The organism is Arthrobacter sp. PGP41 (genome assembly GCF_002953935.1).
Taxonomy (GTDB): Bacteria; Actinomycetota; Actinomycetes; order Actinomycetales; family Micrococcaceae; genus Arthrobacter.
Map to the genome: position 1 here is coordinate 374,380 of NZ_CP026514.1, position 16,247 is coordinate 390,626.

A 16,247-nucleotide genomic window follows, 5' to 3' on the forward strand; every position below is an offset into this window, starting at 1 on the left:
GGAACAGATGACGTTCATCAGCAGGATTGAAACCTTCCTCGTCGCGCCGCGCTGGCTCTTCGTCCGGATCGAGACGGACAGCGGAATTGTCGGCTGGGGAGAGGCAACATGCGAAGGCCGCAGCGAGACGGTGCGCACCGCCGTCGAGCAGCTCGCCGAACTCCTGATCGGCAACGACGCACTGCGGATCGAGGACCACTGGCAGGTGATGACCAAAGGGTCCTTCTACCGCGGCGGCCCCATCCTCGCCAGCGCCGTCTCGGGCCTGGACCAGGCGCTCTGGGATATCGCCGGCAAGCACTTCAACACCCCCGTGCACCAGCTGCTGGGCGGCCACGTCCGGGACCGCATCCGAATGTACGGGTGGGTGGGCGGCGACGAACCCAACGAGGTGGCCGACCAGATCAGTGCCCAGCTGGAGGTGGGCCTCACCGCGGTGAAGATGAATGCCAGCGGCCGGATGAGCCCGATCGCCTCGGTGGCCGAGCTAGACGGCGTTGTCCGCCGGGTGGCCGCCGCCCGCGAAGTCCTGGGTGAGCACCGGGACGTTGCAGTGGACTTCCACGGCCGCTTCAGCCTCGCCAACGCCCGCCGCGTGGCGCCGCTGCTGGAACCGTACCGGCCTTTCTTCCTCGAAGAGCCCGTGGTCCCCGAGAACACGCACCTGCTGCGCGAGTTCACGTCGTCCACTACCACGCCGGTCTCCTCGGGCGAGCGGCTCTACAGCCGGCAGGAATTCCTGCCGGCGCTGCAGGCCGGCATCGCCGTGGCCCAGCCGGACCTCTCCCACGCGGGCGGCATCACGGAGGTCCGCAAGATCGCCTCGCTTGCCGAGGTCTATGAAGTCCAGCTGGCGCCGCACTGCCCGTTGGGCCCGCTGGCACTCGCCGCATGCCTCCAGGTGGGCTTCGCGACACCCAACTTCCTGATCCAGGAACAGAGCATCGGCATCCACTACAACAAGGGTGCCGAGGTCCTGGACTACGTGGTGGACAAAACGCCACTGAAGTTTGTGGACGGCCACATCGAGCGGCTCACCGGACCCGGCCTGGGCATTGAGATCGACGAAGCCGTGGTCCGGGCCGCGGACAAGCGCGGACACGCCTGGCGGGGCCCGGTCTGGCGGCAGCCGGACGGCGCGTTCGCAGAATGGTGACGGCCCGGACTGCGGGCACGGACACGGACACCCCTCAAAAGGAGAATCCCGGCATGGAAAACACCCTGACCCCCGAGGCCCTGCTGGCCGGGGTGCGCCAGGCCAGGCTGGTGGCGATCGTGCGCGGCACGGACGGCGCGGCCACGGGGAGGGCGGCCCTCGCTGCGATGGAGGAAGGCTTCAAGTACGTTGAAATCGCCCTGACGACGCCGGGAGCGCTCACCGCGATCAGCCAGGTTCGCGCCGCTGCACCCGCCGGGTGCTTCGTGGGCGCCGGGACCGTGCTGACAAAGCAGGACGCGGAAAACGTCGAGTCGGCGGGCGGCCAGTTTGTGGTCACCCCGTCACTCGCCCCCTCCATTGAGGCGGCGGCCGGGCGGGGGATCGCCGTCCTGGCCGGGGCCCTCACTCCGAGCGAGGCATTCGAGGCGATGAACCGCGGCGCCACGGCAGTCAAGCTTTTTCCCGCCTCCATCGGCGGGCCCGGTTACCTCAAGGCGCTGCGCGATCCGTTCCCGGACATCCCGTTCATCGCAGTGGGCGGCGTCGGGCTCGGGGAAGCCGCCGGGTACTGGGGAGCCGGGGCCATCGCGGTCGGGCTGGGAGGGCCGCTGTTCGGCGATGCCGGATCCGGGGGCGACCTTGCGCCGATGCGCGGACGCGCGCGCCGCTTTGTTGCCCTTGCCGCGGAGTACAACGGCCGGGCCGCCGAGGGCCTGCGGTGACTGCCGCCGTCGAACGGCCTTCCGTGGACCTCCTGACCTTCGGCGAGTCCATGGTCTCCCTGCGCTCCGCCGGGCCGCTGTCCGCCGGCGGCGCCCTGACCATGCACGTTGCCGGCGCCGAGTCGAACGTGGCCGTCGGCCTTGCACGGCTCGGGCACAGCGTCACCTGGGCCGGCGTGGTGGGTGCCGATCCGCACGGCGAGTTCATCCTCCGCCAGCTCCGTGCCGAGGGGGTCCGGCTGGAGCACCGCGAGGTCGCTGCCCGACGGACCGGGGTGATGTTCCTTGAACAACGCACGGCCGACGTGACCCGCGCCTTCTACTACCGCTCCGGCTCGGCAGGGTCAACGCTGTGCCCGGAGGACGTGGAACAGGCCCTCAGCACGGGCGCCCGCATCCTCCACCTGACCGGCATCACGGCCGCCCTCAGCCTGGAGTCACGGAAGGCAGTGGAATATGCTGCCGAACAAGCCGCCGGCGCCGGTGCAGTGGTGTCCTTCGACGTCAACTACCGCAGCAAGCTCTGGTCCCGGGAAGAGGCGCGGAAAGTGCTGGCACCGCTGGTGCGGCACGCCGGCATCCTGATCGCTTCCGACGACGAACTTGGCCTGGTTGCCGCCGCACCGGACAGTGCACCAGGGACCGGTGAATCGGCGATGGTTGCCGAAATCCTTGGGCTAGGAGTCCGCGAAGTTGTGGTCAAGCGGGGCGCGGCCGGCGCCAGCGTCCACACCCCGGAGGGCCGGTGGGACGCCCCGGCCGTCCCGGTGACCAGCATCGACACGGTGGGAGCCGGCGACGCCTTCACCGCCGGCTACCTGTCCGCCCTGCTTGACGGCGCCGACGTGGCCGGCCGCCTGCAGCGCGGCGTGCTCACCGGAGCCTTCGCCGTCAGCACTGCGGGCGACTGGGAAGGCCTTCCCGGCCGTGCGGAGCTCGCCCTGCTGGGAACCACTCCCAGCGGAGCCACGCAACGTTGACCCCTTCGCGGTCCACCCCTGCCCGCTTAACCCGCCGCTTTATCGATTAAGAAAGCCTGGATCTTTTGTGAAAATCATTGCTGCTGATGTGTTTGTGACCAGTCCCTCCCGTAATTTCGTGACGCTTCGGATTACTACGGAGGATGGTGTGACCGGTATTGGTGATGCGACGCTGAACGGGCGTGAGCTCGCCGTCGCCGCCTATCTCAAAGAACACGTTGCGCAGTTGCTGATCGGGAAGGATCCGCACCGGATCGAGGATACGTGGCAGTTTCTGTATCGGTCGGCGTATTGGCGGCGGGGGCCGGTGACGATGGCGGCGATCGCGGCGGTGGATATGGCGTTGTGGGATATTAAGGGCAAGCTGGCGGGGATGCCGGTGTACCAATTGCTCGGGGGTGCGTCGCGGAACGGTTTGCGGGCGTACGGGCACGCGTCGGGCGCGGATTTGCCGTCGTTGTTTGATTCGGTGCGGGAGCATCTGGAGCTGGGGTATAAGTCGATCCGGATCCAGACCGCGGTGCCGGGGATCAAGGCCGTGTACGGGGTCGCCGCGCAGGCGCAGGCTTCGGGGGAGCGGTATGACTACGAGCCGGCCGGGCGGGGTGCGTTCCCGGTGGAGGAGGATTGGGATACCCGGGCGTATCTGCGGCACCTGCCTACCGTGTTTGAGGCGGTCCGGAATGAGTTCGGTCCGGAGATCCCGTTGCTGCATGACGGGCATCACAGGATGACGCCGATTCAGGCGGCGAAGCTGGGCAAGGCGCTGGAGCCTTATGATTTGTTCTGGTTGGAGGACTGCACTCCGGCGGAGAACCAGGAGGCGCTGCGCCTGGTCCGGCAGCACACCACCACGCCGCTGGCGATCGGTGAGATTTTCAACACCGTGTATGACTACCAGACGATCATCAAGGAACAGCTGATCGATTACGTCCGGGCCGCGTCCACGCATTTTGGGGGGATCTCCCCGTTGAAGAAGGTGATGGATTTCGCCGCGCAGTACCAGATCAAGTCCGGCTTCCATGGTCCTACGGACATTTCCCCGGTGGGGTTCGCGGCGCAGCTGCATGTGGGCCTGGCGATCCACAATTACGGGATCCAGGAGTACATGCAGCATTCGGACAAGACCAACGAGGTGTTCGGGCAGTCCATGACGTTCGTGGACGGCTACCTCCACCCCGGGGACAAGCCCGGCATCGGCGTCGAATTCAATGAAGAAGCGGCGGCGGCGTTCCCGTACCAGCAGGCCTACCTGCCCTACAACCGCCTCATCGACGGAACGGTCCACGACTGGTAGGCCTCACGCGCTGCCGGAGGCCGGTTATTACCGCGTGTCAGCCCGCTGGCCTTCTTTCCAGCCGGCCGGGGTGGAGGCAGTGCAGCGCCGGCCTCCACCGGACAAACCGCCCCTCTAGGACTCGCACTCCCGGCAGTACTTCTTGCCGTCCTTCTCCCTGGCGAGCTGGCTGCGGTGATGGACCAGGAAGCAGGACATGCAGGTGAATTCATCGGCCTGGACCGGCACCACATGGATCTGGAGCTCCTCGTTTGAGAGGTCCGCCCCGGGCAGCTCGAAACTGTCCGCGAGCTCCGCCTCGTCTACGTCGGCTATAGCCTCCCGTCGGCCCGACTTCTCGGTCTTCAGCTCCTCGAAGCCGGCGTTAGGCTCTTCCTCGGGCGTCACCCGTGGAGCGTCATAGTCAACTGACATCGATGTGTTCTCCTGTCGGCTGGAAGCAGTTTGTTCTGAACAGAGCAACAACATGAAGGCGGGCCGGGTTATTCCCGATGGTTAAATAGGTAGACTGATCTAACTACTTTTGACCCAAGGAGTCGCTTTGTCCCTCCCGCGAACCACCAGATCCGGCGCTCCCGTTGCCGCTTCGGGCGGACCAGCAGCCGCGAAGCCAGTTCGCGCCGGATCGACCAGGCATCCGGCCCGGGTGCTGCTGCTTGACGCTGCGGCCCGGCTCTTTTACGCCCGCGGTGTGGGGTCCACCGGCATCGATGCCATCACCGCTGAAGCCGGCGTGGCCAAGAAGAGCCTTTATAACAATTTCTCCTCGAAAGCGGAGCTGGTGGCGGCCTACCTGGAAGCCCGGCACGATGAATGGCTTGGCATGTACCGCCGGCGGCTGGAAACCGCGAAGACTCCGCAGGAACGGGTACTGGCCGTCTTTGACGCGTACATGGACCATGCGAATTTCGCCTACCAGGACGGGTTCAGGGGATGCGGGCTGCTCAATGCGGCAGCGGAACTTCCCGCGGGGGCGGCCGGGCGGGTGGCGGTCCGGGAGCACAAGGAGGAGGTTGAGGAACTGCTGGCCGGGCACGTCGCCGAACTCCTGCCGGGGCAGGATGAGCGCACCGCCGGACTGGCCCGGCACCTGGCTTTCCTGCTTGAGGGTGCCATGGCAAGGGCAGGGCTGGAGGGGGATGACCAACGACTGAAGGACGGCCGGACCATCGCTGCCCGGCTGTTGGAGGGGCTGTGAACCCGGGCGCCGGAAATTTCAAGGTGACGCTCTGGGGCGCTTTGTGCGTTGCGGCCGCATCCGTGCTGTGGGGAACCACGGGCACGGCTGCCACCTTCGCCCCGTCGCTGAGTCCGTTGGCCGTTGGGGCGGTGGCCATGGGAATCGGCGGGCTGCTCCAGGCCCTTTACGCCGTCGGTGCCATCGCCGGGCAGTGGCCGGGCCTGCTGGACCGCTGGCGCCTGGTGTCCTTGGGTGCAGCGGCGGTGGCCGTCTATCCCCTCGCCTTCTACAGCTCGATGCGTCTTTCGGGGGTAGCAGTGGGAACTGTGGTTTCCATTGGCTCGGCGCCGGTGGCGGCCGCCCTCATTGAGCGTTTCGCGGACGGAAAGCCGCTCACCCGGAGGTGGCTGGCCGGAGCTTTCCTGGGTGTCACGGGCGCAGCACTGTTGTCCTTCGCCGGGCAGGGGCACGGGCAGGCCGCCGGCTCCGGTTCCCCCGGCGGGTCATGGACGCCATTGGCGGGAATAGCCCTGGGCCTGGTGGCCGGTGCCACGTATGCCGTGTATTCCTGGGCAGCCCACCGCCTTATCGGCGGCGGCCTGTCCTCGCGGGCTGCCATGGGAACTGTCTTTGGCCTCGGTGGGCTCCTGCTGATGCCCGTGCTCGCGGTCACCGGTGCGCCCCTGCTGGAATCCTGGACCAATTTCTCGGTGGGGGCCTACATGGCACTGGTTCCGATGTTTGCCGGCTATGTCCTGTTCGGCTGGGGCCTGGCCAGGATCCGGGCCAGCACTGCCACCGGCATCTCCCTGCTGGAAACGGTGGTGGCGGCGGTCCTGGCAGTGCTGGTGGTGGGTGAACGCCTGCCCCTCCATGGTTGGCTTGGCGCCGCCGTCGTGATTTTCAGCCTCTTCATCCTGACGCCCCGGAGGCCGGCCGCTGGTCCGGCGGCGGGGCCGCTACCGCCGTCGTAGTTCCGCGAACTCAATGGACGGGACGATTGCGCCGGCGTCCCGCTCCACGAAGTTGGTTCCGGGCGGCACCACGTCGTCGATGGCATCCAGAACTGATTCGCTGAGCTGGACGTCCGCTGCCCGCAGGTACGCCTGCAGGTGTTCCTCGCTGCGGGGCCCGATGATGACGCTGCTGATGGCGGGGTGGCTGAGGGCGAAGCCGATGGCAAGGTCCACCAGCGAAAGCTCCAGCTTGTCCGCCAGGCGGGCCAGGGCGTCCGCGGCGTGGAGCTTCCGTTCGCTGGAGGGGCCGGAGATGTCGTACCGGCCCGGAAGCGAATGCACCCGGGTGGGCGCCTTGCTTGCCTCGAGCGTGAAGTCGCCGGACAGCCAGCCGCCGGCGAGCGGCCCGTAGGCCAGGACACCAAGCCCGTACTGCTGGGCGATAGGGAAGACGTCGCGCTCGTTGCCGCGCACCAGCATGGAGTACGGCACCTGGTTTCCCAGCGGCGGGATGAGGTGGTTGGTGGTGGCCAGCCACTGTGCCTCCACAAGCTGGGCCGGGGTGAAGACGGACGTGCCGTAGTAGAGGATCTTGCCCTGGCGGATGAGGTCGTTGAGGGTGGTGATGGTTTCCAGGACATCGGTGTTGTAGTCCGGCCGGTGTGCCTGGTAGAGGTCGATCCGGTCTGTCTGGAGCCGGCGGAGGCTGCCCTCCACTGCCTGGGTGATCCAGCGGCGGGAGTTTCCGGAGTGGGCGGGGTTGGCGCTCATCTGCCCATGGAACTTGGTGGCGAGGAAGACGTCGTCGCGCCGTCCGCGCAGCGCCCGGCCCACCACCTGTTCCGACTCGCCCTGCGAGTAGACATCGGCGGTGTCGACGGCCGTGATCCCGGCGTCCAGCGCCGCCTGGATGATCCGGATGCCCTCATCGGCGCCGGTGGGGGCGCCGTGCGGGCCGCCGTTGCCCTCGCCAAAATTCATGGTGCCCAAAGTGAGCGGGCTGACCGGGGCTCCCGACCGCCCGAATACCCGCAGTTCGCTGAGGCTCATCCCCGGTTCCTCCCGTTGCGTTGCCACTGATGCCTTCGATCGTCATGAGGCTACACAGCTTCACCAGGAGGCGGCAGGTGTATGCCTTAGTCCTTCGCTTTTCTTCGCACGGAGTAACGCAGGAGCGCCGGCGTGACGAATTGTGGCGGGCGTTTTCCCCGTGGCTTCGCCTATATTGAGGGATGGGCACTACCCGCGATGACGAACAATTCATTAGGTTGCACGACCTGATCATTGGCAGCCCTAATGTGAACGACTTCCTCACGGAGCTGTCCGGACTGGCAGCATCCGCCCTGAGTGAGTCGGTGGGTTCGCTGGTAGAATGCGGTGTGACACTGCGGCGGCGTAAGCGCAGCATCACGGTGGCGGGCAGCAGTGACCGGGCCAGGGAACTGGACAGGCTGGAGCAGGTTCTTGGTGACGGCCCGTGCCTGGCATCGCTGCAAACCATGCGGCCTGTTGTCCTGGCTGACGTGGAAACAGATACCCGCTGGCCGGAGTTCCAAAAGATTTTGGCTACCAGCGGCTGCCGGAGCGTGCTGGGCGTACCTCTCGCCCTCGATGACAGCCAGGCGGCTGCCCTGAACTTCTTCTCCTCGGAACCCGGCGTCTTCACCAGCGCCGTCATCAGCAAGGCACAGGGCTTTGCTGACCAGGCCCGGCGGGCGCTCCAGCTGGCCCTGCAGATCGCGGACGCGCGGAACTTGGCTGACGACCTTTCCGCCGCCCTGCAGAACCGCACCACCATTGACTTGGCATGCGGTGTGATCATGGCCCAGAACCGTTGTTCGCAGGAAGAAGCCATGGCCCTGCTCACCAAGGCGTCCAGCCACCGGAACCAGAAGCTGAGGGACCTTGCGGCGGAAGTCCTGAGCCGGGTGAGCTCGGGCCCGGTCAGCACACACTTTGATCCGTAGCCCCGCGAGCTCTCAACGTATACAGCCTGCAAGGGGCAGCCACTGTGGAGGCGCCTGCCCGGGCAGCTCCACCCTGGCGGTGGTTCCGGTGGGGACTTCGATTTCCACTGCGTGTCCCGCCGGTTTCGTCTGGGCGCCGCCCTGCAATAATCTGAACCAACGGTTGTGCGCGGGGGTGCAGGCGCCCCGGTACAACAGGCAGCAACAGGCAGCACTGTAAGTTCGGGCCACATCACACCAGACGAGGCGGACACGCATGACGGCTTCAGACCAGCAGCACTCATATCCTCCAGGGATGCCAACTGATCCTCCGGGCCCCCTGCCTGCTGCGGGGGAAGCTGCTGCCGGCGGGGCCGTCGACCCCCACCTGCTCCAGAAGCTCGCGGACGCCCATGGTGTGGGCACTTCCTTCCAGGGCTGGGTCGGGCTTCCGCACACTGTGGCCGAAAGTACCCTGATCAAGGTCCTGGCTGCCCTGGGCGTGAAGGCGGACACCAACCCGGCGATTGAGGCCGCGCTGGCGGAAGCGGAACTGGCGCCGTGGCGGCGGATGCTGCCTCCCGCCGTCGTCATCCAGCATGGCGAGCCGGCGCTGGTCCCGGTCCATGTGCCCGACGGTGCCGCTGTCCGGCTGGGCATTGCCCTCGAGGACGGTGCAGGCACCGTGGACGCTGTCCAGCAGGACGTTTGGGAACAGCCTGTGGATGTGGACGGCGTGTCCACCGGCCGTGCCACGTTCGCCCTCCCGCAGGACCTGCCGCTTGGCTGGCACACCCTGACCGCCGAGTCCGGCGGCGCCACCGCCACGGCCACCCTGGTAGTGACGCCGCGCCAGCTGACAACCGCCACGCCCCTCGAACAACGCCGCGGCTGGGGGCTTGCCACGCAGCTCTATTCCGTGCGCTCCAAACGGTCCTGGGGCATTGGCGACTTCGCCGACCTGGCTGACCTTGCTGCCATCAGCGGTGAGCGGGGGGCCGACTACGTGCTGGTCAACCCGCTCCATGCGGCCGAACCGGTGCCGCCGGTGCAAGCGTCCCCGTATTCGCCGTCCACGCGCCGGTTCTTCAACCCGCTCTACATCCGCATCGAAGCCATTCCCGAGCTGGCCTACCTGAAGCCGCGCAGGCGGGCCGCGGTTGAAAAGCTTCGGGAGGAAGTCGCCGGGCTCAACAAGGAGGCCGGCCGGCTGGACCGGGACGCCGTCTATGCCGCCAAACTCCAGGCCCTGGAAATGCTCTACCACGCCCGCCGGTCCCCGGCCCGGCAGGCCGCATTTGACGAGTTCTGCCGGATCTCCGGGACCGGGCTGGACGATTTCGCGCTCTGGTCCGCCATCCGCGAAGACGTCGCGCCGGACGATCCCCTGTGGACGGATCCGGCCACTTCCCTGGGCACACCGCAGGCTGAAGCACTGCGCGAAAAGCTTGCGGACAGGATCGGATTCCACCGCTGGCTGCAGTGGATCTGCGATGAGCAGCTCGAGGAGGCCCAGAAGGCGGCCCTGCGTTCCGGAATGCGCCTGGGCGTGGTGCACGACCTCGCCGTCGGCGTGGACCACAGCAGCGCCGATGCCTGGACGCTCCGCCACGTGCTGGCTCCCGGCACAAGCGTGGGCGCACCGCCGGACATGTACAACCAGCAGGGCCAGGACTGGGGGCAGCCGCCGTGGCATCCCGCCCGCCTGGCCGAAGCCGGCTACATTCCGTTCCGGAACATGCTGGCCACCGTTCTGCGGCACGCCGGCGGCATCCGCGTGGACCACATCCTTGGCCTTTTCCGGCTCTGGTGGATCCCGGTGGGAAACGCCCCCGGTGACGGCGCCTACGTCCGCTACGACCATGAGGCGCTGATCGGCATCCTCGCCCTGGAGGCCCAGCGCGCCGGCGCCGTGGTAATCGGCGAGGACCTGGGCACCTTCGAACCGTGGGTGCGTGACTACCTTGCCGCCCGCGGCATCCTGGGAACGTCCATCCTTTGGTTTGAGTACGACGGCGATTCCCCCCTTGCGCCGGAAAAGTACCGGACGCAGGCACTTTCCAGCGTCAACACCCACGACCTTCCGCCCACGGCCGGCTACCTGGCCGGTGACCACGTGGCGCTCCGCAGCGGGCTGGGCCTCCTGGAGCGGTCCGAGGCGGAGGAGCGGGCCGAGCACCACGCCTCACTGGAGAAGATGCTGGCCCTGGTACGGGAGCGTGGCTACCTGCCGGGTGGCACGGGCTCCCTGGCGGAAACCGAGGAACAGACCATCGAGGCACTGCATCTCCTGCTCACCCAGACGCCGTCGATCCTGCTGGGCGTTGCCCTCGTGGACGCCGTGGGGGAGCGCCGCGTCCAGAACCAGCCCGGCACCACCGAGGCCCTGTACCCCAACTGGCAGGTTCCGCTGGGCGGGCCTGACGGCAAGCCGGTATTCCTTGACGACCTTCCCGCCAACGCGCGGTTCAACTCGCTGCTCGCAGCGGTGGACGGTGCGCTGCGCAGCTAAACGCCACGTGGGCCCACACCCGCAGGGTTCCCTGGCCGAGCTTGCGAGGCTAGGGCGCGGGTGGGGAGGGTCACTTCCCGCCCATCCAAAGCTCTGGATTGGACGGGAAGTGACCCCGCGATTTCTGCCCTGGCGGAACGGCTCCGCTAGCTAGCCGTAATCAGGTGGCTGAAGTGGTCGTAGCGGAAGGTGACCGGGCCGCCGTCGTGCTTGTATGCGATGTTGCCGCCCGGGGAACTCCCTCCCGCGCCGTAGCTGACGTTCCAGGACCGGTCCAGGGCGGCCTTGAACTCGTACGTGCCCGCGGGCAGGTTCGGCACTGCCAGCTTCCAGACGAGTCCTGCCGGGTCCAGCACCAGCTGCGCCTGGTCGCAGGCCGGATCCCAGTCCTTGATGCAGCCCAGCTCGCTGTTCATGCTCCCCGCAGCCGCAACGGCGCCGGGCTGCTGGGAGGCGTACACGGCCGTGATCACGTGCGTGCTGTTGTCATAGCGGAACGTCACGGGGCCGCCCGGATGGTCCAGGGCGATGTTCGGCCCGTTGAGCTTGCCGCCGGCGCCGTAGTTCTCCGCCCAGCCGCCGTTCAGCGCGGCCTTGTACTCGTACTGGCCGGCGGGCAGGTCCACCGTGAGCCGCCAGATCTTGTCGGCCGGGTCCAGTGTCATCTTTGCCTGGGAACAGGTGGGCTCCCAGGGCGCCGCGCAGCCCATGGCCGTGTTCAGGGATCCAACCACGGTCACTGAGCCGGGCTGCGGGGCATCTCCCACCGTGACGGTCCTGGCCTCGCTGGCCACGCTGAAACCGGGGCCGGTCATTGTGGCCCGGTATGCCACCTTGGTGCCGTCCTCAAGCCTCGAGATGTCGTCCGTGGCCGAGTAAACGGGTGAGGACCCGTCGGTGGCAACCGTGGTCCACTCGCCGCCGGCCACGCTGCGTTCGAAGGTAACCACGTGGCTGGCCTTCTCGGGATCGACCGTGGCGCTGAGCTCCACCGAGCCTTTCACGTTGCTGCCTTCCACCGGCTTCTGCAGCGTGATGACGGGCGCGGGAACGTTTGCCGTGCGGGACTCTGAAGTGGCGGTGTGCCCGCCGTTGTCCAGTACGGTGGCGCGGTACTCCATCGCTGTGCCGGCGTCGAAGGCCGCCACGTCGTGGAAGACCTGGTACGGGGCAGTGTCATCAGTGCCGATGGGCGTCCAGTCCCCGCCTGCCGCCCTGGCTTCGAAGGTGACCTCATAGAACGAGGAACCGCCGACGTCGGCCGTCACCTTGAGGCGCCCGTTGTCACCCTGCGCGGGTGCCGGGTCCTGGAGGACGACGGCGGGTGCTTCCTTGGAGTGCGGGATCCTGCCGGAGGACTGGTACACCACGGCGGAAAGCGGCGGGACGGTGACGGTCAGCCTGCCGTCCGCGGAAGTCTTCGCCTCGTCTGCGCCTTCGCCGTACATCCGCGTGTAGGTGCGCTTGGCAATGTAGGCGGGCACCTCTGCGGTCTGTGCCTGTTCGCTGTTATTCAGCGCCACCACGTACTCGCGCTGGTCCGCCGCATCCGTGCGGGAGAAGGCGTAGATGCCGGGTCCGTCGGAGGCATAGCGGTGCTGGTGGGCGCCGTCGCGCAGGGCCGGGTGCTCCTTGGTGAGTGCGGCGAGCTCGCTGATCTTGCTGTACAGCGGGTGCCCGGGGTTGAAGTTGTCCTCGGCGTGCGTGGCGTCGGTGCCCAGCAGGTCGTCGTCGAGGTATGCCTCCACTTTGCTGGGGAAGAGGGTCTGGCGTGCGTCCTGGTCACCGCCGGGGCCGGTGAAGCCCTGCTCGTCCCCGTAATAGATCACGGGGTTGCCGCGGGAGAAGTACATCAGTTCGTGGGCCAGCCGGTCGCGGGCCACCTTTTCGTCGTCCGTTGCTCCGGGGTTGTCCGCGGCGATGAAGCTGCCGATGCGGCCCATGTCGTGGTTTCCCAGGAAGGTGGGCAGCTGGTACACGTTCGAATCCGCATCCGTGTACCAGTCATCGCCCGCGAAGAAGGTCTCCAGGGCGCGGGTGTCCTGGCCCTTGGAGGCGAAGCTCCGCGCGGCCTCCTGGAACGGGAAGTCCAGGACAGCCTGCATCTGGTTGCGGGTGGTGAACTGGGAGGTGAAGCTCTTGGTGGTGTCGAAGACCTCGCCGAACATAAAGAACTCGTCCTTGCCCTGCTCCTTGGCGTAGTTGAGGACGTCCGGGCCGAATTCCTGCCAGAACTCGTTGTTGACGTGCTTCATGGTGTCGATCCGGAAGCCGTCCACGCCGAAGTCCCCGATCCAGGCCTTGTAGATGTCCTTCATGCCGCTGACCACTTTGGGGTGTTCGGTGAAGAGGTCATCCAGGCCGAAGAAGTCGCCGTAGTAGGCGTCCTCACCCGCGAAGGTTGTGTCGCCGCGGTTGTGGTACAGCGTGGGGTCGTTCAGCCAGGCGGGGACCTTCAGGTCCTGCTCTTCGGCTGTCAGTTCGGGGATGTAGGGGAAGGATTCCAGCGGGTCGAGTTGCGGGAAGCTGTCCGAGCCGGCGTAATCCCGGTCGTCGAACGCCACGCCATCCGCGCTCTTGTAGGGCACTTCATCTTTGGAGACGTATCCCTGGCGAGCGCCGTCCTTGTAGCTGATGACATCAGCCGTGTGGTTGGTGATGATATCGAAATACACCTTCATGCCGCGGCTGTGGGCCTCATCAATGAGGGCTTTGAGCTCGGCATTCGTGCCCAGGTGCGGATCGATCTGGGTAAAGTCGGTGATCCAGTAGCCGTGGTATCCGGCCGATCCGTCCTCTTTCTGCACCGCTTTGTTCTTGAAGCTGGGGGTGAGCCAGATGGAGGTGGTGCCGAGGCCCTGGATGTAGTCGATCTTGTCCAGGAGGCCCGCAAGGTCTCCGCCGTTGTAGAACCCCTTGTTCGTAGGGTCGAAGCCGGACACCATGGGATCGCTGCCCAGGCCGCCCTGGTCATTTGCCCTGCTTCCGTTGCTGAAGCGGTCCGCCATCACAAAGTAGAAGTTCTCATCCGTTACGGGGGCGCGGAGTGAGTGAAGGGCCGACGCCGACCCAGGGTCTTTGGGGCCAGGTGCAGCCTGGGCGGGAAGGACTGCCGCGGAGGCGGCGACGGCGGCTGCCAGCAGTCCGGCGGCAACAGCCCGGGCCGGCGCGGCCGGGGGTTTGGTGGATCCTGGAGACTTTCGGGCGCGTGGGGGCGCGCTGGGACGGGTGCGGAATATCAAGGCTGAGACCTTCCTGGGAGCGGCGCTGCTGTTCAGGCTTGCCGGCGGGAAACAGCCGGCGACTGCTGTGAGGGCTCACGGGTAAGCAAGCTTCCTTGTGAGCCACGGCACAACTGTAAGCGCTTGCACTGAATAACTCCAGTGTTTTGCCAATGGCGTCCGCGGTTCCGCTTGGCTTCAGCGTTTCCCGCCGGCCGCCCTTTGAATGTTCAGCCGGGCGGCGCCAAGGCGGGGACCAGGGCAGTCGGCGACCGGACCTGCACGTCGTTGATTATCCCGGTAGGAATGCCGGTCACGTCGTCCAGGGCGAGTGTTGCCACGTTGTCAGACCGCTCGTGGGCTACGTGCAGCCACGTTCCCCTGACCAGGTGGTGGCGCGGCCAGTTTCCGCCGGTGGGCGTGTCCTGCACCGGCATCAGCTCCGTCCCGCCGGATCCAACCTTGAGTGCACTGATGATATTGGAGCCGCGGACACCCACATATGCGAAACGGCCGCCCTGGCCAAGGCAGATCTCCGCGGCGGAGTCGCCCGGAGCCCAGCCGCCGGAGGTGGCCGGACCACGGAAGATCAGCTCGAATGTCCCCGCTTCAGGCCTCACGACGAACACTTCAACGGAGTACTCGGACACCACGAACACATTGCCGCTATGGTGCTGCACCACGTGGCGGGGACCGCTGCCGAACGGGAGGGCAACCTCATGGTCGGCCACCAGGCCGGTGCCCGGCACGTAGTTCCAGACCCGGAGGGTGTCGTGGCCAAGGTCCGTTGTCATGACGCGTCCGTCCGCCAGCATCAGGCTGGCATGGGCCCTGCTTTGCCGAGGTTCATCCGGGTTGAGGCTGGCGTGCGGATCCACCGATGGTGCCGCCGGGAAGCAGCCTGTCATCCCGCCGTCGTCATCCAATCCATAGAGCAGGACCTGGCCGTCGCCCCAGCAGGCGGACGTAAGGAAGCGGCCCAGGGGGTCCACTCCCACATGGCAAGCTGCCTGTCCGGCTGGTTGTGGATCGCCGAGCGGCTCCAGTCCAAAGTCCCCGGTGCGGCGGAAAGCCCGGACCGCCCCGCGGTGCTCGGCCGCCGCGTACACCACGGGCAAGGCGGGATGAACGGCAAGGAACGACGGCGAGTCCGCCTTCACCGCCGTCCCCAGCCATTCGAGGCTTCCGTCCCTGCGCGCAGCGAGGGCACCGATGCCATCGGCACGGCCGCCTCCATCGGCGGTGTAGGTACCGGTCCAAATGAGGTCGTTCCGGGCAGGCGGGGTCATAGGTCCATCCTGCCGACAAGCGCTGCCGTGCGGTGCAATTGGGGATTAGCATTGGACTCCATCCGGCCCAGGCCGGCTCGGCTTGTAGAAACACCCGGCCCACAGAAAGGTGTGCCCTTGCCAGTTTCCGGGACCTCCGCGCCCCACACGTTTGCCGCCATAGTTTCCGCGTTGCGGGCCGCCGGATGTGTTTTCGCCGAAGATGAGGCGGGGCTGCTCATCAGGGAGGCGCCCGGCCCTGCAGCACTCGCTGACTGGGTTGGCCGGCGCACATCCGGCGAGCCCCTGGAGTACATTCTTGGCTGGGCCGGCTTCGACGGAAACCGCATCGCTCTCGAGCCGGGGGTTTTTGTACCCCGGCGCCGGACCCAACTGTTGGTTGACGAGGCAGTGGGACTGCTGCAGTGCGGCCGGTTTCCCGCACCCCGCATTGTTGTTGACTTGTGCTGCGGATCGGGGGCAGTTGGGGCTGCAATTGCCCGACGGGTCCCGGGCGCCGAACTGCATGCGGCCGACGTTGACCCTGAGGCCGCGAAGTGCGCGCGCCGCAACGTGGGGCCGGTGGGCGGACGTGTGTACGAAGGGGACCTGTTCGCGGCGCTTCCGCCCGGGCTCCAGGGCCGGGTGCGCGTCCTGGCCGTGAATGCTCCCTATGTCCCCACGGATGCGATAAGGACCATGCCGCCGGAAGCCCGTCACTATGAATCACGGATAGCTCTCGACGGAGGCGCGGACGGGCTCCATTTTCATCGGCGCGTGGCCGCCGGGGCCCGGGACTGGCTTTCCTCCGAAGGGCATCTGCTCATTGAGACCAGTGAGCAGCAGGCTGAGGGAACTGCATCCGTTGTGGCCGCGGCAGGACTTGCCGTTCGGACAGTCCGCTCAGACGAACTCGACGGCACGGTGGTTATTGGCGCAGCTGTCGTTGGCAGTGCCCAGGCCACGGCTGTTCCTAACTCTCCTGTCCACTCCGCGCACCCTTGAA

At 66.9% G+C, this 16,247-nt stretch carries 13 protein-coding genes; 9 read left to right on the forward strand and 4 right to left on the reverse strand.

The window, feature by feature from the left end; all coding sequences use genetic code 11:
* The first annotated feature begins 7 nt into the window (after positions 1-7).
* The 4 genes from dgoD to manD all read left to right on the forward strand — a co-directional run bounded on the left by dgoD (position 8) and on the right by manD (position 4,158).
* Entirely contained in the window at positions 8-1,156 is a 1,149-nt protein-coding gene (gene dgoD, locus C3B78_RS01745; protein ID WP_104996542.1) for a galactonate dehydratase, read from the forward strand.
* Positions 1,157-1,209: 53 nt separating this feature from the next.
* Positions 1,210-1,881, forward strand: coding sequence for a bifunctional 4-hydroxy-2-oxoglutarate aldolase/2-dehydro-3-deoxy-phosphogluconate aldolase (locus C3B78_RS01750; RefSeq protein ID WP_104996543.1), 672 nt, complete (start codon positions 1,210-1,212; stop codon positions 1,879-1,881).
* The gene (locus C3B78_RS01755; RefSeq protein ID WP_234005488.1) at positions 1,878-2,861 is read left to right on the forward strand and encodes a sugar kinase; all 984 of its coding nucleotides are present in this window, start codon (positions 1,878-1,880) and stop codon (positions 2,859-2,861) included. Before C3B78_RS01750 ends, C3B78_RS01755 begins: the two co-directional genes overlap by 4 nt.
* Before the next feature lie 67 nt (positions 2,862-2,928).
* A complete protein-coding gene (manD, locus tag C3B78_RS01760) occupies positions 2,929-4,158 on the forward strand; it encodes a D-mannonate dehydratase ManD (protein ID WP_104996544.1) in 1,230 nt (409 codons plus the stop codon).
* 114 nt (positions 4,159-4,272) lie between these two features.
* On the opposite strand, the gene C3B78_RS01765 is transcribed toward manD, so the two are convergent.
* Entirely contained in the window at positions 4,273-4,572 is a 300-nt protein-coding gene (locus C3B78_RS01765; RefSeq protein ID WP_104996545.1) for a DUF4193 domain-containing protein, read from the reverse strand.
* Positions 4,573-4,804: 232 nt separating this feature from the next.
* Between C3B78_RS01765 and C3B78_RS01770 the strand changes: the two genes are divergently transcribed.
* Positions 4,805-5,356, forward strand: a complete 552-nt coding sequence (locus C3B78_RS01770) for a TetR/AcrR family transcriptional regulator (RefSeq protein ID WP_104996546.1) — start codon at positions 4,805-4,807, stop codon at positions 5,354-5,356.
* A complete protein-coding gene (locus C3B78_RS01775) occupies positions 5,353-6,312 on the forward strand; it encodes a DMT family transporter (protein WP_199775307.1) in 960 nt (319 codons plus the stop codon). The genes C3B78_RS01770 and C3B78_RS01775 overlap by 4 nt, the downstream gene beginning before the upstream one ends.
* Here C3B78_RS01775 and C3B78_RS01780 read toward each other — a convergent pair.
* Entirely contained in the window at positions 6,298-7,344 is a 1,047-nt protein-coding gene (locus C3B78_RS01780; RefSeq protein WP_104996547.1) for an aldo/keto reductase, read from the reverse strand. The genes C3B78_RS01775 and C3B78_RS01780 overlap by 15 nt on opposite strands.
* A gap of 182 nt (positions 7,345-7,526) precedes the next feature.
* On the opposite strand from C3B78_RS01780, the gene C3B78_RS01785 reads away from it, so the two are divergent.
* Positions 7,527-8,261: a GAF and ANTAR domain-containing protein gene (locus C3B78_RS01785; protein ID WP_104996548.1), complete on the forward strand. Its 735-nt coding sequence runs from the start codon at positions 7,527-7,529 to the stop codon at positions 8,259-8,261.
* 295 nt (positions 8,262-8,556) lie between these two features.
* The gene (malQ, locus tag C3B78_RS01790; RefSeq protein ID WP_234005489.1) at positions 8,557-10,752 is read left to right on the forward strand and encodes a 4-alpha-glucanotransferase; all 2,196 of its coding nucleotides are present in this window, start codon (positions 8,557-8,559) and stop codon (positions 10,750-10,752) included.
* Positions 10,753-10,898: 146 nt separating this feature from the next.
* Here malQ and C3B78_RS01795 read toward each other — a convergent pair whose 3' ends face one another.
* Both C3B78_RS01795 and C3B78_RS01800 read right to left on the reverse strand, forming a co-directional pair.
* Positions 10,899-13,994: an alpha-amylase family glycosyl hydrolase gene (locus C3B78_RS01795; RefSeq protein WP_104996550.1), complete on the reverse strand. Its 3,096-nt coding sequence runs from the start codon at positions 13,992-13,994 to the stop codon at positions 10,899-10,901.
* Positions 13,995-14,203: 209 nt separating this feature from the next.
* On the reverse strand, positions 14,204-15,262 hold the full coding sequence (locus tag C3B78_RS01800) for a lactonase family protein (RefSeq protein ID WP_104996551.1): 1,059 nt from the start codon (positions 15,260-15,262) through the stop codon (positions 14,204-14,206).
* A 117-nt stretch (positions 15,263-15,379) separates the two neighbouring features.
* On the opposite strand from C3B78_RS01800, the gene C3B78_RS01805 reads away from it, so the two are divergent.
* The gene (locus C3B78_RS01805; protein ID WP_234005490.1) at positions 15,380-16,246 is read left to right on the forward strand and encodes a putative protein N(5)-glutamine methyltransferase; all 867 of its coding nucleotides are present in this window, start codon (positions 15,380-15,382) and stop codon (positions 16,244-16,246) included.
* The last annotated feature ends 1 nt before the right edge of the window (position 16,247 follow it).